This window comes from Rhodopirellula sp. SH410 (genome assembly GCF_055811895.1).
In genome coordinates, this window is sequence record NZ_CM147949.1 from 4603052 (window position 1) to 4626919 (window position 23868).

The window sequence follows — 23868 nt, forward strand, 5'->3', positions numbered from 1 at the left end:
CACCAAACCCATCACGAGCGAATCGAGCAGTTCAACGAGGGACACCAGGGACAATAAGTGACGGGTTTACCGTCGTGGATCTTGTTAAAGATCCATCCAGAACAGGATCTTTAACAAGATCCACGACGCCAGTTATTGATCCCGCGTTGCTAGGTTCTTCTTTTCAGCATGGGTCATGGTTCACTCGCTATGCCAACTTGGCTCCGTTAGGGATCGACTGATCGGGAACCGCCAAGATGACCGATCCATCGTCGCGATAGAATCCGACGATGAGAAACTCCGACATGAATGGGCCGATCTGCTTCGCCGGAAAATTCACGACGCCGATGATTTGCCGACCAACGAGCTCCTCTTTGGTGTAGTTCACCGTGATCTGAGCACTCGTGCGGCGAACGCCAATTTCGGAGCCGAAGTCAACGGTGATTTTGTACGCCGGCTTGCGAGCCTCTGGGAACGCGTCAACGGATGTGACCGTTCCCGCGCGCAGGTCCACCTTTTGGAACTCTTGCCATGTAAGGATGCCTGACTCGCTCACTTGGCTTGCTCCGTCAATGTATCGATGACTTCTTCGACACGCCTCTCTCGTGTTTCGACCATCTTGGCCGAGTCGACTCGGTAACAGAAACCGCGGCGTCTGCCGGCGGTCCAACTGTCCCAGACCTCGCGAGCCGCATCGTTGGCTTCCAAAGCGAAGTGCAACTCCGTCGGCACCGTGATCGCATCCTGAACCGCAATATCGAACGAAACCGATACGCGATCGCCCAGCGAGACGCCGCATAGCTTCTGCAACTTCTTAGAGACCATCAGATACCATTTCCCCTTCGTTGGCATCAAAGCCGCTTCGATGCGGATGCCTTCGACCTCGCCGTCAACTCGCAACCGTTTCGATTCTGTGAAGTCCAACTGGGACAAGATTTCCTTGGGTACATAAACGACTGAAAAATGGACCTTTCCAAAACCATATTTCACGATCTTGGCGTCAAAGTTGTAGGGATAGTCACTCATCGTGTTTCAAATCGCAGGCGGTTAGTTCGACTCGATGACCATCGGGATCGCAAACGACTGCGCGCCTTCCCCACGGTGATGCCTTGGGCGGGCTGACTGGTTTGCCACCGGCTTGGACCAGCCGTGCAAAAACGTCGTCAATTTGCTCCACGGCGAAACCGATTCGTGTCTCTGTCGTGGGTGTGGCATTGTCTGCCAATGGGTAGATTTCAAACGTATGGCTGGCGGACTCAGACGCATAATGCTCTGGCCCGCTGCCGTGGCGATGTTTGGTGAAATGCAAGCCAAGGGCTTCGTAGAAACTCGCTGCCTGATCAACCTGGCGGGATCGAATCACCAACAGGTTGCATCGCACATCGGCTGCTTGATTCTCGGTACTCATACGGTTTCCCGTTCGTCTTCAAGTAGAATGACTTTGGAAGAACCGTTTGGGAACTGTGCCATCAGTTTCAGCGTCCCGCCGAGCGACTGACAATACTCCCGCAGCGAACTGATCTTGATGTCGCCTCGCCTTTCCATTCTCGACACGGCTCCCTGCTGAACACTCAGTCTTTCCGCCATTTCAATCTGTGAAAGCCCAAGTTCACGTCGAAGTTCCGACAAGCGGACCGCAGCAGGTGGCGAAGTTTCGCCCCGTGACAGCAGCAACGAAAGTACGCGATGACGAACGGCATCACTGTCATCATAGACTTCGTCGGCCCCTTCCCCATAGTCAGCATCAGGAGAACTTGACACACCAAACCCGTGCTTCGCTTGCCACTGCACGTTGACATTGTGATCATCGCGGACGATATCCAGAAACCAGACACCGCTTGGCTTTTTCGGTTTGTCGACCGCCACGGACGCACTGGGGCAGTCCTCGGCTATTCGCTTACCAAGGGTTTGAATTGGATTCTCATTCTTGCTCATAATTAACTCCGTCGCCGTCCCTTCCCGGCTTGCTGAGAAGGACGTTACTTTGCAGATCTCTAATCTCGATGGCACCGTTGTCACGAATCAATGGGTTGTGGCCTCGCGAACGATACCGCATCAAGTCACGCCGATTCTCAATCTCCCGTGCGTTGTCAGCCTGCGGCGGATATATTCGCCCATCGGTCCGCCAATTCGCAGGATCGTTCGGAATGTCTGACATTTCATCTTTCACCGCTGTCAATGTTTCACCAACCAATGTCAGGGCTTCTGCCGCCGTAGCCACGTTCTCAGCAGATTCCAATCCACGAACAAACTCCTGAAAACGCTCCTTTTTGTCGCGGCTCAACTGTGTTCACTCCCTAGAATTATTACATGCAGTGCATATTCCGTCAAGGTAATAACAGAGTCTCGGCATCGGACGCACCGAACTCCCGATCGACGACAGCACAATCTCAACCCAACCTACCAAACGAGCGTCGAAACCTCGGTTTTCGGACAAAGTGAAAAGAGAAAAGAAAGGGGCGAAAAGAGGGCAACCCACTGTTCAGCTCGCGAACACGGAGGCGAGGAACTCCATTCGGTCGCGGATCCAGCCCCTGCGGTGCTCAAAACAATCTCGCGTAACGGGATCGGTCCCGAGAGCCACGCCTTGCGGACGCACCTCTCGATACAGTGGAGGATCTGAATCCCATTTGGATCGATCACTTCCCCACGAGCTTGCCTGGGCATCTTCATCACCTCCATCAGCGTCACGGTCTTGAGCAGCGAAACCATCGGCAATGGTACGCAATCCACAATCGAAGGCAGCTATTCATTGCCTGTCCCTATCCTACTACTCATGATCGAAAAAGTCAGGCAATCGATCGCGAACACGGAGGCGAGGAATTCCATTCGGTCGCGGATCCAGCCCCTGGGGTGCTCGAAACAATCTCCTGTAACGGGATCGGTCCCACAGAGCCACGCCTTGCGGACGCACCTCTCGATACAGTGGAGGATCTGAATCTCACTGGGATCGATCACTTCCCCACGAGCTTGCCTGGGCATCTTCATCACCTCCATCAACGTCACGGTTTTGAACAGCGAAACCATCGGCAATGGTACGCAAGCCACGACCGAAGGCAACTATTTATTGCCTGTCCCTAATCTACCTCTCTCTATTCTACTACGACGCTAACTCCCTTCAGAATTCGCTTTCTTGGGTGCCGTCTTTGTCTGCCGGAGTTAACAGAGCGCCGAGCACGCGGACTTGAATTGAAGACGCAATGAATCGGGCGCTGCCATCAACCATCGCAAAGTTTGCTCCCGCGATGTGTGCCGATCCCCAGTTGTCTCGGTAGGGAATGCCTACCAAGTCCGGCACGATGAGCTTTCCACGACGAACCGTTCCGTTGCTCCCGCCGATCCAGATCGGCTCGTCCCAGTACCAGGAAGAGGGTGTTTGCACAGTGGGGTCGTAGGCCTTCTCGCCGATTGCAATAGTGTTGCTCAAGCCGTCTTGGACGTCGCGGAATCGCTTCCATTGGGGTCGATCCGTCATCAGCCACTCATTGCCTGCATAATCCGTTTTTGCAATGATCAAACCACCTGATTCGTACTCACCGTAGAGGTCATTGACCGTGGCCGTGGGAGTCCGGTTGGAACGGGACGGGCACCCGTAGATGGGAATGTTCGCGACGGGGCGTGTGCCATTGTACAAGTTCCCCAGTTCAAGTTGTGGGAGAATACTGTAGGTCCAGGGGCCAGTCTGCATCTGGCCGACGCGCTTCGGGTCGCCGACTCCCCACAAAAGCATATCGTTTGCGTTGCGTTCGAACGTCGATGGTTGAATCGCGGGTCCACCTAGCAGAGACAAATCATTGCCGGACGCTGGGCCGCCGTTGGGAGGGATCAGACTGAATGACCCATGGAAATTCTGCACGCCTAAAATCTGCTGTCGCATTCGATTCAAGCAGTCCAAACGTCGAGCTGCTTCCCGACTGCTCTGGACGGCGGACAGTGTCAACGACACCAACAAACCGACAATCGCGATCACGATCAAAAGTTCGATCAGCGTAAATGCATATCTTCGCATCGACATCTCAAAAGCCCTTTCTCTGGAGTCACTGTGGAGAATCTTCTTCTGGAACACGCCAGATTTCGGGGATGGCATTCAGGTTCTCTCGGCACTGCTTCCCGCTAACCTTGTAAACCAAATATGCCCCGTGAATCGAATCGACTGGTGTTTGATGCCACAGCCATTTCTCATCACTCCTCAGGCTCAGCGATGATTGGCTGACAATAAGCCAGCAGTCGCCATCAGGTATCGTTGGCAAAAAAGACGTCACCTGCACGGAGCCTGTCGTGTCGGATCGCGCCAATTCATCGCGTGCCACGGTATCGGTCACCAAAAATGCCGGCCTGCCACCAGGATGCTGTTTCAACCAATCCTCAATATCATAGCGTGACTGCTCCCAGTCCGTGGCATCGTTGTACAGATAGCGGAATCCTTGCGACGATCCACCGACAGCGTGGTTGAAAAATGGCATCCAGTCTGGTGCAGCGCTCAATGAGGCTGTCACAGACAACAAGCAGCCGAAGATTGCCAAACCACGCATCAGGTTTAAAAGAGCATGTGTGCGCCGCGATATCGTCTCGCGATCCGAGAACGCATTGGCGACCAAGACAAACAGAAACGGGTAGGCCGGGATGACATAGCGAACCTGTTGTCCAATCCCGGCTTTCACTGAAATGACGAACAGGATCAACAGGGCTGCGGTTGCCGCGAACGCGATCGAGTGGTTGAAATGTTGAAATCGGCTAACCGTTGCGGCCAGTCCCACGCCGATTGCCAACCAAGTCCCCAAAGGCAGCTTGACCATCATCGAGTAGAGGTAAAACCACCACCAGCTTCGCGAATGATTCCTACCCCAAGCATAGGAAGAAAGACCGCGATCAAAGTCAAATTGCTGGCGGTCAAGCCCTTGAAGGTACTGAGCAGGAATCAATGTCGGCAAATGCGCCAAGAGAGTTCCGCGGAACCGATTTCCCGTCAACGAGTGAATCGGCTCTTCTGCCTGGCTGAGTGTGATCGAAAAAAACTCATGCTCGCCGAGCGGTTGCAAGACGCCAGCGAATCGATAGGGAAGGCAAATAATCAGCCAGCAGATCGCGAGACACAAGCTGGATTGGTAGAGGGTCGCTTTCCATTGATTGGGACGAGTGGCGATCAGAATCCACATTGCGAAGAGCGGGACCAACAATACCGCTGTGAACTTGCAAATCAATGCGATTCCAAAGGCCACTCCAAAGCCAGCAGCATGAATGATTGTCCGGCTCTGAATCCATTTGGTGAATAAATAGGCTGATGCGACCATCATCACGGCGACGGGAACATCGTTTGTGATTAAGGATCCATGGCTCAGAACCTGAGGCTGAAAGGCCCACAAGGTTGCGGCGCATACACCTCCGATGCGGTTGCTGAGGTCCCGAGCCCACAGATAACAAACCACCGTCCCGACGATCGCAAAGACACTGACCAGCAATCGGCCTTGAAAAAGAGCCGATTGAAAGTCGTTTGGATGTTGCAAGAACAAGCAGCGACCAGCAAGGAATTCAGGACGATCGGGAGGGTCCCAGTCCGTTCGATCCAAATTGTTCATCAAGGACGAGCGTGACGCTGGAAACGTACCGAGCGCGCGAATCAACGGTGGGTTAACGTTAAATAGCTGAACATCGTCGTGTTTCCAATAAGCCATTCCAGCAAAGAAGTGGCCGAACTCGTCATGCACGGGTGAAGAACGGTAGGCGTGCCATCCCAAACAGGCGGATTGAAGCGACAGCAGCACCAGCATCAAAGTGACTGGCCAAGTTCTCGCGATCAACCCATTGAGCACCCCGCTAGTCGGCAATCTCAACTCCAATTTGTGCCAGCATCGGAGTCATTTAATTGGACACTCCGCCGCTGGTGTCACTGATGTTCACACGAATATTCGAATAGAAGAGTCCACGAAATTCTGAGTTTTCTTTCAGTACAATACCGATTTGCAACGGCTGCTGAGAATTGGATTCCTCGGCAGAACTCAGGTCAATCTCGATCGGTGCGTCATCTTGCAACAAGTCCACTTTCGTAATTTTAATTTGACTTGTTTCGACGTTTTCAAACTCCAGATTGTGCACCAGCCGATTCTTCTTCTGAGCTGAGATCACGCCAACGAGCGACATCCGAGGTAAAAGCCGAGGACCGTTGACCCCATCGAACACTAAGGTCGCTTCATCAATCGTTTCTTGATTGGACTTCACGGTCAGCTGATGAGTGTTTTTTCCCAAGTTGGCGGCCGTAATCTGGATGTCAATTTTGTGAACTTCATTGGGCAGCAAGACCATTTGTCGCGGGTCAATTAACACGCAACCGCAGCTAGGAACGATGTCGTCGATCTGCACGACCTGGTCGGTTTGATTGACCAAATGAATTTGATGCTGTTCACCTGAGCCAATAATGATCGATCCAAGTGAAACCTCATCGCCCTGAAAAACGATCGGTTGACCCGGAGAAGCGACAACGTGCGATTTTGAAAAGTTTTTGCGCTGAGTCAATGCGTAGCCCGCCACACATACGCCTCCGAGCAACACGACTATTAGTCCGCGTCGAGCAAAACTCAACGCGGAGAAAAGATGCAATTCACGACGGTTATTGATCAGTTTCGATTCACTTTGTCTGAATGATAAGGCTATTAAGACACATGCCAGCAGAATAAACGGTGATGTCACGCCGTTTTGAACACTGGATGCCAGGATCTCACCATACCCAAGATGTTGAACTTCGATCGGCGAACTACTGACCAGCAACAAATACGCAGCTTGATTGTCTGCCAACTCGCGACGATGCACCTGTCCGTCTTGTCCGTCAAAGCAGACGAGTTGATCTTCGGAAATCCCTGTCAGCGTCATAAAATGCCCTATTGACTCTCCAGTTTGAATCCAGGTTGCTGCGTTACCGCGATCCCAGATCACAGCAGCCACATTCGCTGGTTTCCGATTTAAAATCGACCGCAACTCTGGCAAATCGTCGCGTTTCGCTGGATAGGGCAGAGCATGCAAATCAAGGGACTCGATTGCTGCCTGGATCTCATTGAAACGGCAGATCGGCATGTCCTCGAGCGCACGTACCTCAGCCGTCTGCCGCCAGCGGAGTCCCAGATGCCCGACGCAAGCCTTGGCGGCAATGGATCCACAAAACGCGTCCTCAGGCACGGTGTCTTCCGTCGCACACATGGCCTCACATGAGAAAAAGAGGGAGACACAGCATGCCACTGCTAAACGCATTATCATCATTCAGCCCGAATGCTCTTATAGACCTTGAAACCGATCAAACTCACCAAAATGATTAGTAGCAGGGAGTTCACCCACGTCCAGAGCGACCAGCCTATCGCTGGCAACCCCAATTTCTGGGTGGTCAAGATGTAATCTTGAATCACATTCATCTCGTCAGAACTGAACGGGATGCGAAGGATCTTGTCCCGGGTTTTGTCTGTGACCGACGTGCCACGCGGCCAGTCAGGGAACCAATCTGCTGCGCGGGCGGGTGTATCGAAATCTTCGACCGAAATCAGTTCATACTCCCAGGTGCACCCGCGATCCTGCCGACTGCCCTTCGCCGGAAATCGGTGCTGGTTGAATGTCGCAATTTCGGTGATCGGCCGATAAACTTGGCTATCACTCGAAGCGAAAATCGTCAAGTATTCAGGAGCATCTAAGGTAATATTGGTCAGGGTGCCATCGCTCTCGTCCAACGCCTTCGCCCGCGACTCAACGCAAGCTCCATAGGGAGGGTAGTCGATTTCTCGCGAATCAATCTCATCAAACGAGTACGGGAGGTTAGGAGCTAAAGCTCCTGAGCATCGATGTCGACTCAAGCCGGTCAAGAATCCAAAAAAAGGGTCGAACGTAAGTAAGCGGGCTGAGTTTTGGGCACTGACAACACCGTCATGGTGCAAGCCCTGACTGTGCTCGTCGAATAAGTTGTTCTCCCAACTCCGGCTTTCCTTTCCGTTGAAGGCGTACCACTTCCAAATGACTTGATCGTCTTCATAGATTGGGATTCCTGGATTCTCAATCTTGTGGGCAATGTACAGGGGAAAGATGTTACTGCCGGAATACGGCTTGCCAATGATCAGTTCGCGTTCCGTGTCCGCCAGCAAGTCTGCTCGTGTCCCTTGCAGGTGAATTGGCGGCGATCCGCCCGAATCAAAGATGCAACGGACTCGGTAACGGTATCGCTTGCCGGCAAACCAGTCCTGATGGGTCATCGCATCGTATCGGGCTGCTTTCTCTTCGGTCGTCAACGGACGTCCATTGTCGAAGTCCGTTGCGTTAACCGTTGAGAAAGCAAACACGCATCCGAAGATTGCCAAGGCAAACACGGCACAGAGCCGTCCCCAACGCAAGATGTCCCGTAGTGTGCCGTTGGCCATAATGTCACCCTTAGATAATAAATTTCTTAAGAACCGCAGCGGGTCACTTGGCCGCATCCCGGTGATCCAGCTCCGGAGGGTGCCCATTTCAGATGGTAGTTATAAGGATCTTGAGTGCAAACTACGTCAACTGATGGGCAGATTGAGTAGCCGGCCATAACACAATTAGCAAGAAACTGCACTGTGCATGAACGGGGCTCTGGATTGTCCTTAGGATGCCATGAACAATAAGTGACGGGTTTACTGTAGTGGATCTTGTTAAAGATCCTGTTCTGGATGGATCTTTAACAAGATCCACTACGCCAGCTATTGATCCCGCGTTCCTTACAATGCACCGCTGTTTGTCCAATTGTGTTGCATTTCTGTCCTTGCTCGTAGCTGTCATTATTAATGGGGATATTGCACGTTTCCCCCAACGACTTTTCACAACTATGTCCATTCTAGCCTCCACGCAGATTGGACATGGGCGAAATGCGTTCGGTGAAATGAGAGGCAGCGATGCCAGCGACAAGCAGAGCCACAACAGAAATAGTGGTTTTCATCTGTTTCAGTCATCCTCGTAAATGTGATTCGAGAGTTGAACATCCAATACGACGGGCGCATTCTACCCCCCCCCAAGAATGCGATATCAACAAAAGTCTTTCAGAATTTCCCAGAAAAAAAAGAGGGCCACCAAAAAGAGGGCAAAAAGAACAAAAAGAGGGCCACCCAATTTTCAGTCCGGGCTGCGGCTTGTCTTTCGGCCGATTTAACTACGATCCGGTCCTCGCTGAATGCCGCCACCGAGCATCGGGCTGATTCTGATCCGATTCTCCGATATCGGCGCAGCAGCGACCCCGGATGGAATCAAAGTGGAAGGTTTTCCGAAGACGGTCAGGCCGAAGACAACCCGAGCGGATTGTCACCGGCGCAAAGCCAACCTTGACCGCGACGGCTGGCTTCCTCGGCGAGGTGTTCTGGGCTGCCCGCTGCTCGCTTGAACACCCGCCCAAATCGGCTCACGACGTCGCACCAGGCATGGGTATCCAAGCCGATGCGTGTGCGGATCGGCTGCAAGTGCGAGGGGATCGCGGCTTCTTAAAACGAGGTGCAGGTGATTGCTCATGATCGAAAACGTCAGGCAATCGATCGCGAACACGGAGGCGAGGAACTCCATTCGGTCGCGGATCCAGCCCCTGCGGTGCTCGAAACAATCTCCTGTAACGGGATCGGTCCCACAGAGCCACGCCTTGCGGACACACCTCTCGATACAGTGGAGGATCTGAACCTCATTCGGATCGATCACTTCCCCACGAGCTTGCCTGGGCATCTTCATCACCTCCGTCAGCGTCACGGTTTTGAGCAGCGAAACCATCGGAAATGGTACGCAAGCCGCGATCGAAGGCAACTATTCATTGCCTGTCCCTATCCTATTAATCCGCTTCTAATGCGTCTGGTCCATCACTGGTGTCAGACTCGGGTTTCGGGATTGATTCCAGGTCGCGCGCGTTGGCCGTAACTCGTGTGACTAATACTCGATGAGCGACACGTTAGCTCCGGCCACGTTATAGCAGATCTGGCGCCGCTGTAAGGTGAAAGCTGACAAGGCGTCGTCATTGTCCAACGCTGACGCGCATTGTCCTCAGTGCGCACCGGTGGCCGACGCCGGAGCGTCAGTTTCGATCTTCCAATCGCTGCATCTGAAGCACGCAAGCATCATCACATCGTTTGATCGCATGATTGATGCGGAGGATGAATCCACCGCCCCGACTGCGCGCAAATCAGTGGCAGGTCCTGAGCGCTAACGGATACCATTCCCCTGCCCTTCTAAACAAACTTAATAACTCAGTGCTTCGAGTTTCCGCACCAATTGCTCCAGGCGAAACTTCGCATCAGACAAACTACTTTGCAAGTCGATGCGATTCAATTTGAGAGTGAGCAATTGAGACTCAACGTCGGCGCGTTTCATTCCCAATTCGCTCCGGTGCTGGGAATCCTCCGTCATGCTCATCGCATCATTGATCCCGTTGATTTTCTCTTGCTTGGCAGCGATCTTTTCATTCAGTCGGTTGAGACGAGTTCTCTTTTCACTGACGGATTGCTTTTGACTGCTGATCTCGCTTCTCAATTTCTCAATTTTTCGCCTCTTCTCAGCTGCGACTTTATCCTTCCGTTCCTGCTCTCTTCGCTCTCGCTCTTCCTCGAGCCGCATTTTGGATTCTCTTGCGGCCTTCTCCGCGTCCTTGCCTGATTCGATTGAACGCGATGCAGACTTCCCCCCACTTAAACTTTTCCTGCTGCCATAGTTGCCAAAGCCTGATCCCCTGACCTTCGGCCTAGGTTCTTCTGGAGAACCCCAGCCAAGAAACCCTCGCCCCGCCGATCGACTTGACGTGCCGCGGTCAGGATTGACGTTCTCGATTGGTGTTGCAACCTTTCGATTTCTTCCCAATATTTCGTCGACAATTTCATCCATTTCCTCATCATCCAATGGATTCTTCTCATCATCGGGGCTATTCCCCAAGATTTCATTGACAAGCCGCTGCGCCTCTTCGTCGATGACAGGGGCCTGATCATCTTTCGGATCGATCGAGACGAATGCATCCGAAGACTCCTTCATCTTCTCGAGTCGACTTCTCCGAAGAGGCTGGGCTTCACTTTCGTTGTCGCCGGGTTCCGTTGAAGAACTCATTGCATGTTCCTTTTTGTTCCACGAGCAGAAACGAGTGCCCTCTTCGTACTCGTGAAGCTGATGGGAATGAAAACCAACTGGGCATCAAAGAAATCCCAATATACCGTCGTGGACTGACCGAGTGGTCAAACTCGAAACTCCGGCAACGGCAAGACCATCGACTGGCCTGAGTTGACGCTGGATGCTTTTGGGGTTTAAAGGGATAGAAAACAAACAGATTCGAACTCGATTTCCACACTGTCCCTTTTGTGACCCGATCGGATTGCATCCACTCGTTGCTCAGCAGGTTCGCAGTCTTAACTGGACTTCTGGCTGATGAGGAGCGAGCGGAGAATTGCTGTCTGAAATTGTGGTCGAACGCTCCGACCGCGTAGCGTTCGGCCACATCGCCTTCCCAATGCGAACCGGACCGCCGGCAAAGCTCGAAGACTCGCCGTACTCTTCGCCAGTGCTGTCTCCGCCCCGAAAACGGAGCACGTCACTCACTTGATTGCGGATCCGATGCAGTACAGGTGAGTGTTGGAACGTAGGAATAGTTTGCCGTCACTGATCGCGGGCGTTCCACCAAACCCACTTGAATCGAAGGTCATATCGTTGGACGCTATCAACTTGAACTCCGGCTTCGCCTCAATGACGTGAACGAATCCCGCGTTTGTCACGATGTAAATTTTCCCCGCCGCGACCACGGGCGATGCAATATCATCACCTCCGCCACCGCGACCGCGACCGCCGCGTCCGCCACCACGCGGTGGGCCGCCACGTTCTCGACCCTCACGTTCTCGACCCTCACGTTCTCGACCCTCACGCTCACGACCCTCACGCTCACGACCCTCACGTTCTCGGCCGTCACGTTCTCGATCAGGGCCGCCGCCCAACTCGCCTCGGTCCGGCGGCTGGGGCGCCGATTCGTTGGTCGTGTTCGAATGACTTGCGGTGATCCGTTCCTGAAATACTTGTTCGCCTGTCTTGGCATCGAGGCACTCAAGCACCGAACCGCTGATGGAGAACAGATGGTCGTCCACCAGGACGGGCGTCGCGAAGCGTGGTCTCGATCGACCTTCCCAGAGAGTATTCGTTTTCGTGACATCACCGGTGCCGCCGACTCGGATGGCGACCGCTTCTTCTCCGATTGCATAGACAATTCCATTTTCACCAGAGAGCACACTGACTTGTGCGTTTCGCGCACTGACGCCGTCTGCGTACCACGACAGATTCGCAGTTTCACGGTCCAGCCCCCAGACTTCGCCGATCACGGAAATCACCACGTCCTCCTGATCACCATTTTTCATCAGAACCGGTGTGGTCCAACATTCGCCGAGTCCATCGGATCGGTACCGATGCTTCTCCTCGCCAGTCGACTTGTCCAGCCACACGATTGAGAGCGACTCGTCGGCGGCATTGACGATGACATAGTCCCCGGCAACGATTGGACTCGCGGCCGACCCAAATCCCTTCTCACTGGGTTCTGCACCAACGGATTGATTCCAGATTTCATTTCCCTCCAGATCGTACGCATAGACACCCGACTTGCCAAAGAACGCGTAGACGAGCGTGCCATCACTCGCGGGCGTATGGCTGGCGTAACCGTGTGTGGTCACACCGGGCGACCGATACGGGTCTTCAGGCATCTTCACGTTCACCGTCCGAACCCAAAGTTGCCGGCCCGAGTTCTGGTCAACACAGACAAGATGCCGCTTCAGGTCCTCCAGTTCTCCTTCGCCGTCCCCCATCCCATAACCGGAATAACAGGTTACCAAGACGCGGTCACCGACGACGATTGGACTGGAGACACCGCGGCCGGGAAGCTCCCGTTTCCAACTCAGGTTTTTGTCCTCACCGAATTCGACGGGAGCGTCGGAGGTAGTGATCCCGGTCCCATTGGGTCCACGAAACCGGTCCCAGTCCGCAAAAGCGTTGGTGCCGCAAGCGGCCAAGGAAACTGCAAAGATACCCATGCAAATCTGCATGCGTGAATTGGGCGTCATGAAAAGTCTTTCAGAAAAGTGATGAATCGTCGTGAGAACGCAGTCCCCCCGACTTCGAATCGGGGGCGCGTGGGGCAAAGTACTCTCTACCGTTCGTACAGAACATCCAAAGTCGATTCGCCAAGCAGGCTGTTCTTCATTGCCTTGCGCAGGTTGGCTCTTGTTGCCTCGCGGGGAGGTACGTCGATTCTTGATGACAGTGCAAAGACTGTGATGTGATATTTCTTCAACCCGGGGCCTTTGGAGCACATCGGATCGTAGTTGGTGTCTCCTCGATCGTTCGCTCCAACGCTGCCGACGCCTCGGGAGTTTTGCTTCAGCGATGAAACGCTCGCGGGAATGTTGTACACAACCCAGTAGGATTTCTCCTGGTCGGGAGCCGTGTGCCAAATGCTCACCGCGAAGAACTTCGTTCCCTCGGGAGCCTCATTCCAAGCGACCGCTGGCGATTCTGCAGCACCGTCGCAGGTGCAGTCGACGGACAAAAAGTGTTTCTTATCGACCGAAGTGCTACTGACCACGAAGCCGGGGACACTCGTTCGCGACATGGAGGAGAGATCGACCGGCGGATCGACTCTGCCGGGGCCACCGGGCGGTGGGGGCGCGTCTCTGCCGCCACGCGGCGGCGGGGCCATGCCGTCACGCGGTGGAGGTGGTTGCCGTGGGTCACCGCCTCGCGGGCGATCGTCGCGTGGCGGTGGCGGACCGTCGCGTCGGGGATCACGTGGCGAGTACTTCTCCGATGTTTGGCGGCCGTTGGGATCGACGAACGTGAACTCTGCGGAACCGTCTTTTGCCAGCGTGTAAGAAACGGATCCCTGCTTACCACGAACGTCGTAGACGAGGCGATAACTTCCCGGCTTCGGTTGAGTGAACTCGGTGATCTTCGCATCTCGCAACGGAGTCAAGTCCGGTCGAACCGGTTCAGCTCGAGGTTGCGGATCGACCTGACCATCACGCTTCGTCACTTCACCATAAAATCCGCCGTTGATGTAAGGGTAAGTCTTGGTGGCGTGATAGTGATACTTGCCGCCCGCGTCTTTGTGGCCACCCAATGAATCGAGCGGCGCAAAATCGCTGGCCGTTTCGTCTTGGTATCCGAAAATCGGATAGCCGTCCAAGGCGTAAGCAATCGGCTGGTCTTTCCCGACCGTCTTCTCGAGATGCATCGGGGCGATGTGGTAGTGATAATCGTCTGCACGCCCACAGTGACCACCGTACTCGTCCAATTCGCCAAACAAGAGAGCGTCGTCGCCACGGTTGTTCAGTGGATTGAAGATCGGAATACCGTTCACGGCAAGCGCGATCGCTCCACGCAGAAAGTCGTCCTTCGTCGTCATGGGTTGCTTCGCGGGAACCGGGTGCAACGGAATTCGCCAAGCGTAATCACCAAAGTACTTTTGAGGAATCGGAACCTGTTGTTGCCAGGAACGAATTCCAATCATCATCGGGTGGTCTGGCATCCCATTGGAACCCACATAGAAGTAGTCGTCGTCCCAACGCAGTTTCAACGTGCTCGAAAACGGTTGAAAGTGTTCGCGGATCAATGGCATGGGATTGGCCTTCTCCTTTGTTTGAATGCCATCACGGTTTGTCGGATTCTGCATAACAAACCGTAGCTGACGCTGCCGATTGAGGGTGTCAATGGTTTCGAGCCGCTTCGCGATCCACTCACGGTCCGATGCGACCAGGCGTTCGATCTTCAGGCTGACCAGCCGGTTGTCGTCACAACGGATTTGAACGTCGTCACCGGACGCGGCTACGAAGGTGCCATGCAAGTGGGCGCCTTCATCACCGAGGGTCCATGTTCTTGATGCCTTGACCGCTTCTGAATCGCCATGATGGGGGCCATCGTGGGCCAAGACAGCGTTGGAGACCGTCAGCATCATCGCAATCGCAAGCACTGAACGGAGAGATCCGTGGGTGATCCCATGAATGCTTCTTAAATTCATCGTTTTGGCTTTCTCGGTGGGGAGTCGGGAACAATGTTGTTCAGGTTAGAAAAGTCCGGTCGAGACACTCCATCGGGCGAATCGGCGACGTGATGGCGGAAGATGACGGTGTTGTCGAGTTCGATGTCATCGGTCCAAATGAAACTCGCCCCGCTGAAGTCATGCTCAAAGAACGGTTCCTTCGGGCCAACTTGCTGTTGCGAATACTCCTTGGCGAACGCCCAGGATGTGTCATCGAAGTCGATCTGGTACCAGTTTTCTGGTATCGGCAGATTCTCAACTTTGGGGTTCTTGGTGTCATGGTTGATCGGGCCATGAGAAAACGACTTGGCTTTCCAGCTTGCATCGGTCACCGTGCCGTCGCCAAACTTCAGGATGAAGCCTGCATCACCGATACTGGTATTGGCGTATTCCATGCCGGTTTTTGAATCGGCATTGTCTTTTGCCATGACAGCGATCGTCATCGGATACGCTGGCAAAATATCAACACTGACCACGTTGTGTGGCATGAACTTGATCGAGTCGACCGCAACATGCTCGCCGTTGATATACAGGGTGAACCAGTTGTCGGCGTACACATTCGCTTTCACTGTGTCACTAATTCTGGGTTTGCCCACTCGTTTGGTAGGTGGGCGTTGATGGGTCGGAGGCTGCGCAAAAACTTGCAACGCGACGTGCGTGGTGCCCAAGCATGCTGCGAAACCGATCGCAATCCAAAGGAAACGTTTCATATCTCTTTACTCGAATTCCACGACCCGTTCGGGGCCGTGATGGTGTGAATGGTCGAAATAGTCGTCGGGGAGTGATTCTTCTTCGATAGCGGTCATCGTCAACGTGATTTGTTGGGGGCCGTAAGACATCTGAACGAACCGCAGCTCGTAAATCTGGCCGCTTGATTCGGCGTAACGGATTTCCACCCTCGTTGCCCCGCGGAAACCAGGTTTCTTGACAGCAATCATCCGGCGATAGGTTTCACCATCTCGCTCGGCTGTCGGGTCGGCGTCCTCCTCAGGCAGCATTTCCAAGTCATAGGCGGTTCGCAACGCTTCCAGTCCGTCGTGCAGATTATTGATTGGCAATCCGTCTTCATGGCCCGGAAGGTCTCGAGCGAATCGGAACAGATCATTGCTATAGCGAACCGGCCCATCGGGTCGCACGGCCCAGCTGGTCGTTCCATTACTCCCCGTGACGAACGATTCCCCTTGCCCTGTCTGGCGTTTGAGAACGAACTGGTCCGGACCACGAACATCGAGCACCGCGCCGTCAAGGGGAGGCTTGGGCGGACGCTGACGCTCAGGTGAATGACGATCTTGATGTTTCGGTGGGATGACTGCGTCGAGAACTGAAATCAAAAACGTACGATCCATGGGCAGATCGCTCGCCTCGATGATCCGATTCAATTCAACGATCGCGGCCGAAGCCGAAGGTGTGTCCACGGCTTGCCACAGCAGCGAAACGGCCAGCAGCACAGCACAGGCGGTCGACGCCAGGGCAAACGGCCAGCGTCCCCACGCTCCGGATTGCGACCTGTTGGGCAACACCACTTTCGCTGCATCCTCGGCGGCGGTGGTCAATTCGCTACGCAGTCGATCATGCAGCATCACGCTGGATGCGAACTGCCTCGCGTTCTTTGGATCCGACTTGATCCACTCGTTCAACTGAGCCTGCTGTTCACTTGACAGTGAATCGTCGAGGTGTCGATGAATCAGTTCTTGATAATCAGGATTCATTACGCGCGGGCCTCCTGTGACCTGCGTTCGGTGTACTCGCTGAGCTGAACTCGAATTCGCTGCAACACTGTCGCGCCCGAATTCGGTGTCATGTCAATTGGCGAGACCACTGGCTGGGCCAAAGTCCATTGTCGGGTCGCGTGACGGATTCTCTCGTCCAAAAATATCTCCTCAGAAAGATTGGCTTACGTAGTTACTTATCCGCGTGACCTCGTTTATGACCAACCTTCTGCATATTTTGAGAAAATTTCCCGTTCTACGCTAGAATGACCACCTCAAGTGAGGTCGCCAGCCATGTTCCCCCCGCAGAGATCGCAGTCGGAGTGAAATAAATCGGGAGGCAACCGGGAGCTGAGGAGGACCCGGCCAGCAAATCAGCACGCCAAGCCGGAACCACCGCCATCGACGCCGCTAGCGGCATCGTCGTCCTACTGAGAATCGAACCGGGGGATCGTCACGTCAGTGCACAGATTCTCGCTCCGCTGGCCGTTATTCAGAATCGACAACGCCAGGGAATTGGCGGGCGTTTGATTCAAGCGGGGTTACGTTCACCACAACGTGGATTCCACCGTCTGGCGACGGTCGCTACATTTGATTCGACGCGCCATATTGTCTCGCTGTCGCTTGGCAGGCTGCTGATCCGGGAAAAATCCGCCCGGCAATGGTGAGCTGAAGCCGTCAGGCAGCGGGTAACGCGAGCCACCCGGCCGCTCACGCGACGCGACTCAAGATCAACACGCGGTGGGCAGTGAGCAGTGGGCAAGGCAACGAATACCGCTTTCGGACTCGGCGATTCAATGGTCCGAGCGATTGCGAACCGCAGGAAAACCACGCACCCTACGAAGATAAAGAAACAGGTATCGCATGAACGAAACGACAAACAAGACCGCAATCGTGACTGGTTCGTCACGCGGGATCGGCGCAGCCATCGCACAGCGTCTTGCCAGCGATGGGCTGAACGTCATCGTCAATTATGCTGGGAGCGAAGATGCTGCGACGGAAGTCGTGAGCAAGATCGAAGCCGAGGGAGGCCGCGCCATCGCGGTCCAGGCGGACGTCTCTGATTCCGCGGCCGTCAAACGGATGTTCGACAGTGCCGAGACGGCTTTCGGTGGCGTCGATGTCTTGGTGAACAACGCGGGCATCTTGAAATTAGCCGCGATCGCGGACTGCGACGACGCGGTCTTCGATGCTCAGGTCGCGGTGAACTTTCGCGGCACGTTCAACTGCCTGCGCGAGGCTGGAAAACGCCTGCGTGATGGCGGGCGGATCGTCAACTTCTCGACCACCGTGGTGGGGATGAAATTTGAGACATACGGCGTGTATGCGGGCATCAAGGCGGCGATCGAAACGATGACCGCGATCATGGCCAAGGAGATGCGTGGACGAAACATCACGGTAAACGCGGTCGCTCCCGGACCGACGGGCACCGCATTGTTCCTCGACGGCAAGTCCGCGGAACTGGTCGAGAAATTGTCGAAAATGTCACCGTTAGAACGGCTGGGCACGCCCGAAGATATTGCCAATGTTGTGGCGTTTCTCGTCGGGCCAGATGGAGCGTGGGTCAATGGTCAGACGCTGCGTGCCAATGGAGGCATGGTCTAGCGGGGCTGCTGATTGATTGAGCCGAGTCGCATAGGCGGCTGGGTGGCTCGCGGTAGACGATGAGGTGGTCCACCTGCATCCACTCGTTGCTCAGCACGTTCGCGGTCTGAACTGGACTCCCGGCTGATAACCACCCTCCGCCGACACCGTTGACGTTAAGGTCAGCGATGACGTAGACCGTCGGTTTCGTCACCGTGAAGCATTCGCTGCAAATTTTGAATCGTCATCCTGTCCTCGTAATTTCGTTCGCACCTCAACGAGCAATCGTCCGAGCATATTTTTGCCACGTCCGTCGACACCGTCTGCCCAGTAGTCGTCGTTGACGGTGGCTGAGCTGCGCCACTGCATTTGTTGTCGCATAAGCTTAGACTTTGGTGCAGAAGTCCATACCTGGCCGAGAAACGAGGGGATCTGTTGAGATGAATGTCATTGTCGATTTATGTGTCGTCCCGATGGGAGTCGGTGTCTCCGTAGGCAAGTACGTCTCTGAGTGTCAAAATGTATTGCGGGAAGCTGGGCTAAACCACCAGGCTCACGCATACGGCACCAATATCGAGGGTGACTGGGACGAAGTGTTTGCCGCGATCAAGCGTTGCCATGAACGTGTTCACGCGATGGGCGCACCGCGAATCACCACCAGTATCAAAGTCGGAACTCGCACGGATCGCGAGCAATCCATGCAGGACAAAATTGACAGCGTTGTTGACAAGAATACTTAAAATTTGCTTCGGACGTGCACGGGAACGTCCGTCAAAATCGAAGACAGCCAAGCCACCGACGGCCGATCGGTACGCTCTAGTTTGCGAGATGGAACCCGGCTCCATCGGCAAACCGTTTCACGTCAGACGCATTGTCCGTATTCTGCCACGACGTCGATGATTCGCCCCTGCTAACCTTGCCCTATTTGCCATGGGCGGCAGCATGCCGTTGGGCAGCTATTGGATTGATGGCTCTGAGAACGCCCGTCCAATGGGTGCGATGCTTCTCCACCGGCTTCGAGGAAGCCGTTCTCGTTACGGGGCGCGTCGCCTCGCTCGGCCTCGTCCCACTGCTCGATGTCACCGCCGTGATGCCGACCGATGTCGAAATGCGTGATGAAACAGAACGGAGTCTTACTGGCGAACTATTTCAAGCAGTAGCGCATCGAGTCGTTCCACGGTGCCTTCATTCTCGGGTAGCTGTGCAACGTTTCTCGTTGCGATGTCAGACTGTGAATGGTCGTACAGCTCTCGAGCACCGACCTTGCCGTCCTTTCGTTGCCATCGCGTGTAACGCCAATTGCCGCTGCGAATCGAGTATCCCATTCCTCCACGAGGGTACTGGCTCAATGCCGCTTGCTTCCCCGGCAGTGCTGGATCACCGAAGAGCGGTAACAGACTCTCACCTTCGCATGTTTGCGGAATCGTCAGTCCGCACCACTGAGCCAGGGTTGGGTAGATGTCGATGTATTCAACCAATGCCGCTGATCGCTCTCCGCTTGGGACCCCCGAGCCGCTAAAAATCAGCGGAACGTGGGTGTCCAATTCAAAGTTGGTGTGCTTGCACCAGTCACCGTATTCGCCAAGCTTCCAGCCGTGATCGCTCCAGAATACGATGAGCGTGCTTTCCCGTAGTCCCTGCCGGTCGAGTTCTTCCAGCACACGGCCAATCTGGGCGTCGACGTACGACACGCAAGCCCGGTAGGCGTGGATCATCAACCGCGTCTGTGCGTCAGAGAGATCCCCCTTGGCGGGAATGCCGGTGTACGATCGCAGTTCACCCCAACTCGTGGTGGCTTGTTCGGCAACGCCAATGGGTGATTCTCGTGAGGGGATTTCAATCTCGGCCGGATCGTACAGGTCCCAGTACTTCTTCGGCGCGACCAACGGCAGATGTGGCTTCTTGAAACCAACCGCCAGAAAGAACGGGCGATCGTCCTTCTGACGCAGTTGCTCGATCGCGGTGTCAGCGATCACGCCATCCGTGTAAGTGCTGTCGGATACATCACCGTTCTCATAAGCGGGCCCCTTGATGAATTGCCTGAATTCGTTGCCCTTCAACTTTTTCGCCTTCGCTCGCTTCGCTTGCTGCTCGATGGATGCCAAAGTTTCGGGGGCCGCATATGCAGGCCGTGAGCAAGCATCGAGTACATCCCAGAATGCTTGGTCGTCTTTGCCGTGGTGGTAGATTTTGCCCAGCGAAACGGTGCGATAGCCATTCTGTTTGAAGAATCGCGGCATCGACATCGCGTCGGGCAATGTCTTGTTCAATGGATGATTCAGGTCATAGACCCCCGTCGTATCGGGACGCATTCCCGTCATCAGACTGATCCGTGACGCCGCACAGATCGCCTGCTGGCAGTACGCATGTTCGAACAACAGCCCCTGCCGCGCAAGTGCATCAATGTTCGGCGTCTTCATGTAGTCGTCGCCGTAGCAACCGAGATCCAGTCGCAAATCATCGACGCCGATGAAGAGAATGTTCTTCTGGGGTGATTGAGCGGATGCTACCGAGCCCAATAGCAGCAGGGCGGTTGTGACAAGTAGATAAGGTTTCATGTTCGCCAATCAAAAAGAAAAAGGGGAGGCTCGCCGTGGATCGCTCCGTCGATCCAACGCTGAATCGGCGGAGCGTTCCACGACTGTATGCACTCCGGCAGTCCTCGCAAAGATCCGTTTGAAAGTGAGATACGGTCTGCCCTAATTAAAATACTGCAAATGCACTTCAACGTGCTCGCGTTTCAAACGCATTTTTCCCATTTCTTGATCAGACCGCGTTCGAGAGGGATCAGCTTGAAACGAATCGCAACCGCCCACATCTTTGCGGGCAACACGATCCAACACGGCTTCGATCATCGCCTTCTCACTCCGCTGATCGCTGGTGAGTGCGAGGAAGCCGGCAATCGGTGAGAACAAAGCCGGTCCAACTTTTCACCAATCCAATGTCCCTGTGGTCGACGTGAAACGATCGGTTTCGATCCCAGCGTTTTGCAACATCGTGACCAAGACATTACTCAGTGCGCTATCGCCCTCGTTTACTACCGCGACGTAGCGCCCGTGTTCGAATCCGCCACCCGCGAGGATGATTGCTAGGGGCGTGGGCGTCCACCTTGCTCACTGACGCACCCTGGTGAAGTGAATTCACACATCAAAGATGTCCTCAGCCAGAACTCGCGAGATTGAGCGAAAAGATGCCCCCCGATGAGAAGACGAATCATACGACACCAATCAGTGTCAAATGGTTGCGTGCCATGACATTCCTTTCGCATGCTGTTGGAAAACGTCAAGCGAACACATCGCGAAACGCATCCAAATTTGCTTTGCTCTGGCGTCCCTTGCTGGGGATCGCGAATACGATCTCGTCGATGCCGCCGCCGTCGGTGCCGATTGCGGCCTTGGCGGTCCGTGCGGCCATGGCCGGATCGCCACCGAACGCACCGCAGCCCCAAGCCCCGAGTAGAAGACGCGTGACGCTCTGATCCCTTGCGATGCGGAGCACGTTTCGCCAGCGTCGACGAAACGTGTTTTCCAGTTCGTCGGTCGCGGTTGGGTTGGATCGCAGGAACGGGCCACTGTTGGGTGCCGGTGCCGTGATGACAGAAACGACAAACGGCTCGGCCAGCAGGTCACCGGTGCCGCGAGTCTTGAAGAACGGAACCGACGGGCTGAAGATCGCGTGATCCGTGTACAGCAACGATGACTGATTGCGATTGGCGTCATAATATTGCGAGCAGGGAACCAAGCAGGGATACAATCCGCTGCACCGACACAGGTCTTCCTCCTGAGCCTTGGCACCGTTCAGGAAACCACCGCCCGGATTGCGAGCTGAGGCAAAGTTCAGCAGGGCAACATGACCATCTTTGGCCAGGGACTGAGCCACGACCTGCGTCGTTCCATCGACGACGCAAATCGTGGGCGATCCATCGACCGCGGTCGCTTCGATCGAATCAAACTCATCGGCGCAGTAGACGCGGGTCTGGCTCACCGCAACTGCCTGCGCAGCAGCGAACGAGACCGTCTGATCACCGACCTCGTAGGCGCCCGCCTCAATCAGGTCGAGCGTGTCCTTCGCCAATTGCTTCAATGCCATCGCAGGTTCTCCGCACAATAGATACTCTATGCTGAAACAAGAGAAGAAATCAGTTCACAAGGTTCGCTTCGTCTTCATTCGGCCTCTTTGATCCGATGCCGTGATACGTCGGCAGTCGAATCGAATAGATTAGTACGGCTGTCGTGATTGGCAAGACGAGCCACAACGAGTGAAGAATCGATACATCGGCGATCAAACAGCCGGTGGTAAGAACCAGAAACGCTCCCGCCCACACGAGCTCCGGCTTGCGTGGGACACGGAAGATGTTGCAGAACAGAAAGAAGTGTCCGAGGACAAATGGAAACAACCACGCCACTTCTCCCAGTTCACGAAGACCCCAGATGGTCGAAGCAATGCAAACGACAATCGCGAAACCATCGGTGAGCGAAAACCGAAATCCGTGCGTCGGATGATGCTTCCAATTCATGTTCATCAAACGTCCCAGGTCTTTCGCTGAATCACGCCGTGATTGCCGAGTTCACACGTCAGCGTGCCGAACTTGGTTCGGAAATTTCGGATCCGCAGATCTCGGCATGTGTAGGTCACACTGTCGGCATCACAGTCGATTCCGACGCAAAAGTAGAACGCAGAAAGAGATCGCATCACCTGCCATTCCCGGCATTGGGTAATGGTTTCGGGAACGCTTTCGTCCAAGATCGCAATGAGTTCCCTTTCCGTTTTAAGGCCAGACCTCGCATCAAGTGTGAATGTGTCAGCCAGGCCATCTCGTTGATGACAAATCAAGAAGCGAAACGGCGACCACGTTGTCGGTATGATTGACGTTGGCCTCAGTTGAATGCTCGCCGAATTTAACAATCTCATCGCTCGGCCCGCGATGACGCTCCGCAGTCCGACATACGACACCAACGTCATTACAAAAATGATTGATAGCCATCCTAGAACTTTCTGGTCGGTCTGAAATAGGAACTGTGCAACGAGCGTCACCACGCACAAGCCAACGACGGTCGCGTCGATGAAGAAGATCCAGTCCAGTGCAAACCGTTTTTGTGAGAACGGCCACAGGCACTTCACACCATACGAGTTGGTGAGGTCGAGTCCGACATGCATCGCCATGCCGACGACCAATCCGATCGCCAGTTCTCCCCAAACCGGGATGCCTGCCATCCATAAACCGGCGCCGACAACCAACACGGTGGCAACGGCTCCGACGGAATGCGTATATGTTTGGTGAAAACGCAAAAAAGCGTGCTTGCCGGCAACACGAGACAACGCATCCAAATCCGGAGCGACGTTGCCCAGCACGAGACCAACAGCCAACGCCGGTTGCGTTTGAAACAGACCGGCCGCGGTTGCTGTTCCGATCAGAGCATGCGTCGCGATATCCATCCCGTTATGATAGCAAACACGCGAACTCCCGTAGTGGATCTTGTGAAAGATCCAAAGCACTCGATTTCAAACCAGACGGATCTTTAACAAGATCCACTACCGAAACAACCCTTCCTTTCGCAAAAAGGAGACCGTCCGATCAAA

The 23868-nt window shown here is 54.6% G+C and carries 25 protein-coding genes; 2 read left to right on the forward strand and 23 right to left on the reverse strand.

Annotated features, from left to right (window positions below):
* Positions 1-187 precede the first annotated feature (187 nt).
* The 17 genes from SH410x_RS16720 to SH410x_RS16800 form a co-directional block, all read right to left on the reverse strand.
* The gene (locus tag SH410x_RS16720) at positions 188-535 is read right to left on the reverse strand and encodes a tRNA-binding protein (protein WP_473669064.1); all 348 of its coding nucleotides are present in this window, start codon (positions 533-535) and stop codon (positions 188-190) included.
* Positions 532-1005 (reverse strand): YdeI/OmpD-associated family protein, encoded by a 474-nt coding sequence (locus SH410x_RS16725; protein ID WP_473669066.1) that lies wholly within the window; start codon positions 1003-1005, stop codon positions 532-534. The genes SH410x_RS16720 and SH410x_RS16725 overlap by 4 nt, the downstream gene beginning before the upstream one ends.
* Positions 998-1387, reverse strand: coding sequence for a VOC family protein (locus tag SH410x_RS16730; RefSeq protein ID WP_473669068.1), 390 nt, complete (start codon positions 1385-1387; stop codon positions 998-1000). The genes SH410x_RS16725 and SH410x_RS16730 overlap by 8 nt, the downstream gene beginning before the upstream one ends.
* Positions 1384-1914 (reverse strand): helix-turn-helix domain-containing protein, encoded by a 531-nt coding sequence (locus SH410x_RS16735; RefSeq protein WP_473669070.1) that lies wholly within the window; start codon positions 1912-1914, stop codon positions 1384-1386. Before SH410x_RS16735 ends, SH410x_RS16730 begins: the two co-directional genes overlap by 4 nt.
* Positions 1901-2263: a hypothetical protein gene (locus SH410x_RS16740; protein WP_473669072.1), complete on the reverse strand. Its 363-nt coding sequence runs from the start codon at positions 2261-2263 to the stop codon at positions 1901-1903. The genes SH410x_RS16735 and SH410x_RS16740 overlap by 14 nt, the downstream gene beginning before the upstream one ends.
* Positions 2264-2461: 198 nt before the next feature.
* A complete protein-coding gene (locus SH410x_RS16745; protein WP_473669074.1) occupies positions 2462-2707 on the reverse strand; it encodes a hypothetical protein in 246 nt (81 codons plus the stop codon).
* A gap of 17 nt (positions 2708-2724) precedes the next feature.
* Complete coding sequence (locus SH410x_RS16750; protein WP_473669076.1) at positions 2725-3006, reverse strand: hypothetical protein; 282 nt, start codon at positions 3004-3006, stop codon at positions 2725-2727.
* 91 nt (positions 3007-3097) lie between these two features.
* On the reverse strand, positions 3098-3994 hold the full coding sequence (locus SH410x_RS16755; RefSeq protein WP_473669078.1) for a DUF1559 family PulG-like putative transporter: 897 nt from the start codon (positions 3992-3994) through the stop codon (positions 3098-3100).
* 22 nt (positions 3995-4016) lie between these two features.
* Complete coding sequence (locus SH410x_RS16760; protein ID WP_473669080.1) at positions 4017-5810, reverse strand: ArnT family glycosyltransferase; 1794 nt, start codon at positions 5808-5810, stop codon at positions 4017-4019.
* Positions 5811-5838: 28 nt separating this feature from the next.
* Positions 5839-6993: a DUF1573 domain-containing protein gene (locus tag SH410x_RS16765; RefSeq protein ID WP_473669082.1), complete on the reverse strand. Its 1155-nt coding sequence runs from the start codon at positions 6991-6993 to the stop codon at positions 5839-5841.
* A gap of 230 nt (positions 6994-7223) precedes the next feature.
* A complete protein-coding gene (locus tag SH410x_RS16770; RefSeq protein ID WP_473669084.1) occupies positions 7224-8366 on the reverse strand; it encodes a hypothetical protein in 1143 nt (380 codons plus the stop codon).
* 901 nt (positions 8367-9267) lie between these two features.
* Complete coding sequence (locus SH410x_RS16775; protein ID WP_473669086.1) at positions 9268-9720, reverse strand: transposase; 453 nt, start codon at positions 9718-9720, stop codon at positions 9268-9270.
* A 462-nt stretch (positions 9721-10182) separates the two neighbouring features.
* Complete coding sequence (locus tag SH410x_RS16780) at positions 10183-11037, reverse strand: hypothetical protein (RefSeq protein WP_473669088.1); 855 nt, start codon at positions 11035-11037, stop codon at positions 10183-10185.
* A 482-nt stretch (positions 11038-11519) separates the two neighbouring features.
* Positions 11520-13022, reverse strand: a complete 1503-nt coding sequence (locus tag SH410x_RS16785) for an outer membrane protein assembly factor BamB family protein (RefSeq protein ID WP_473669090.1) — start codon at positions 13020-13022, stop codon at positions 11520-11522.
* 86 nt (positions 13023-13108) lie between these two features.
* Positions 13109-14974 carry a YHYH protein gene (locus tag SH410x_RS16790; protein WP_473669092.1) on the reverse strand — a complete coding sequence of 622 codons (1866 nt, stop codon included), beginning with the start codon at positions 14972-14974 and terminating at the stop codon, positions 13109-13111.
* The gene (locus SH410x_RS16795) at positions 14971-15705 is read right to left on the reverse strand and encodes a hypothetical protein (protein ID WP_473669094.1); all 735 of its coding nucleotides are present in this window, start codon (positions 15703-15705) and stop codon (positions 14971-14973) included. Before SH410x_RS16795 ends, SH410x_RS16790 begins: the two co-directional genes overlap by 4 nt.
* A 6-nt stretch (positions 15706-15711) precedes the next feature.
* Complete coding sequence (locus SH410x_RS16800; RefSeq protein WP_473669096.1) at positions 15712-16704, reverse strand: anti-sigma factor family protein; 993 nt, start codon at positions 16702-16704, stop codon at positions 15712-15714.
* Positions 16705-17568: 864 nt separating this feature from the next.
* Between SH410x_RS16800 and SH410x_RS16805 the strand changes: the two genes are divergently transcribed.
* The gene (locus SH410x_RS16805) at positions 17569-18309 is read left to right on the forward strand and encodes an SDR family oxidoreductase (RefSeq protein ID WP_473669098.1); all 741 of its coding nucleotides are present in this window, start codon (positions 17569-17571) and stop codon (positions 18307-18309) included.
* Positions 18310-18498: 189 nt separating this feature from the next.
* On the opposite strand, the gene SH410x_RS16810 is transcribed toward SH410x_RS16805, so the two are convergent.
* Positions 18499-18669, reverse strand: coding sequence for a hypothetical protein (locus tag SH410x_RS16810; RefSeq protein WP_473669100.1), 171 nt, complete (start codon positions 18667-18669; stop codon positions 18499-18501).
* 59 nt (positions 18670-18728) lie between these two features.
* Here SH410x_RS16810 and SH410x_RS16815 point away from each other — a divergent pair, with 59 nt between their 5' ends.
* A complete protein-coding gene (locus tag SH410x_RS16815; RefSeq protein ID WP_473669102.1) occupies positions 18729-19028 on the forward strand; it encodes an MTH1187 family thiamine-binding protein in 300 nt (99 codons plus the stop codon).
* A 393-nt stretch (positions 19029-19421) separates the two neighbouring features.
* Here the strand turns inward: SH410x_RS16815 and SH410x_RS16820 are convergent, their stop codons facing one another.
* The 5 genes from SH410x_RS16820 to SH410x_RS16840 form a co-directional block, all read right to left on the reverse strand.
* Positions 19422-20846 (reverse strand): sulfatase, encoded by a 1425-nt coding sequence (locus SH410x_RS16820; protein WP_473669104.1) that lies wholly within the window; start codon positions 20844-20846, stop codon positions 19422-19424.
* 141 nt (positions 20847-20987) lie between these two features.
* The gene (locus SH410x_RS16825) at positions 20988-21203 is read right to left on the reverse strand and encodes a hypothetical protein (protein ID WP_473669106.1); all 216 of its coding nucleotides are present in this window, start codon (positions 21201-21203) and stop codon (positions 20988-20990) included.
* Positions 21204-21570: 367 nt separating this feature from the next.
* Positions 21571-22377 (reverse strand): TIGR02452 family protein, encoded by an 807-nt coding sequence (locus SH410x_RS16830; protein ID WP_473669108.1) that lies wholly within the window; start codon positions 22375-22377, stop codon positions 21571-21573.
* A gap of 49 nt (positions 22378-22426) precedes the next feature.
* Positions 22427-22810 carry a hypothetical protein gene (locus SH410x_RS16835; RefSeq protein WP_473669110.1) on the reverse strand — a complete coding sequence of 128 codons (384 nt, stop codon included), beginning with the start codon at positions 22808-22810 and terminating at the stop codon, positions 22427-22429.
* Positions 22810-23784, reverse strand: coding sequence for a metal-dependent hydrolase (locus SH410x_RS16840; protein ID WP_473669112.1), 975 nt, complete (start codon positions 23782-23784; stop codon positions 22810-22812). The genes SH410x_RS16835 and SH410x_RS16840 overlap by 1 nt, the downstream gene beginning before the upstream one ends.
* Between the last annotated feature and the right edge of the window lie 84 nt (positions 23785-23868).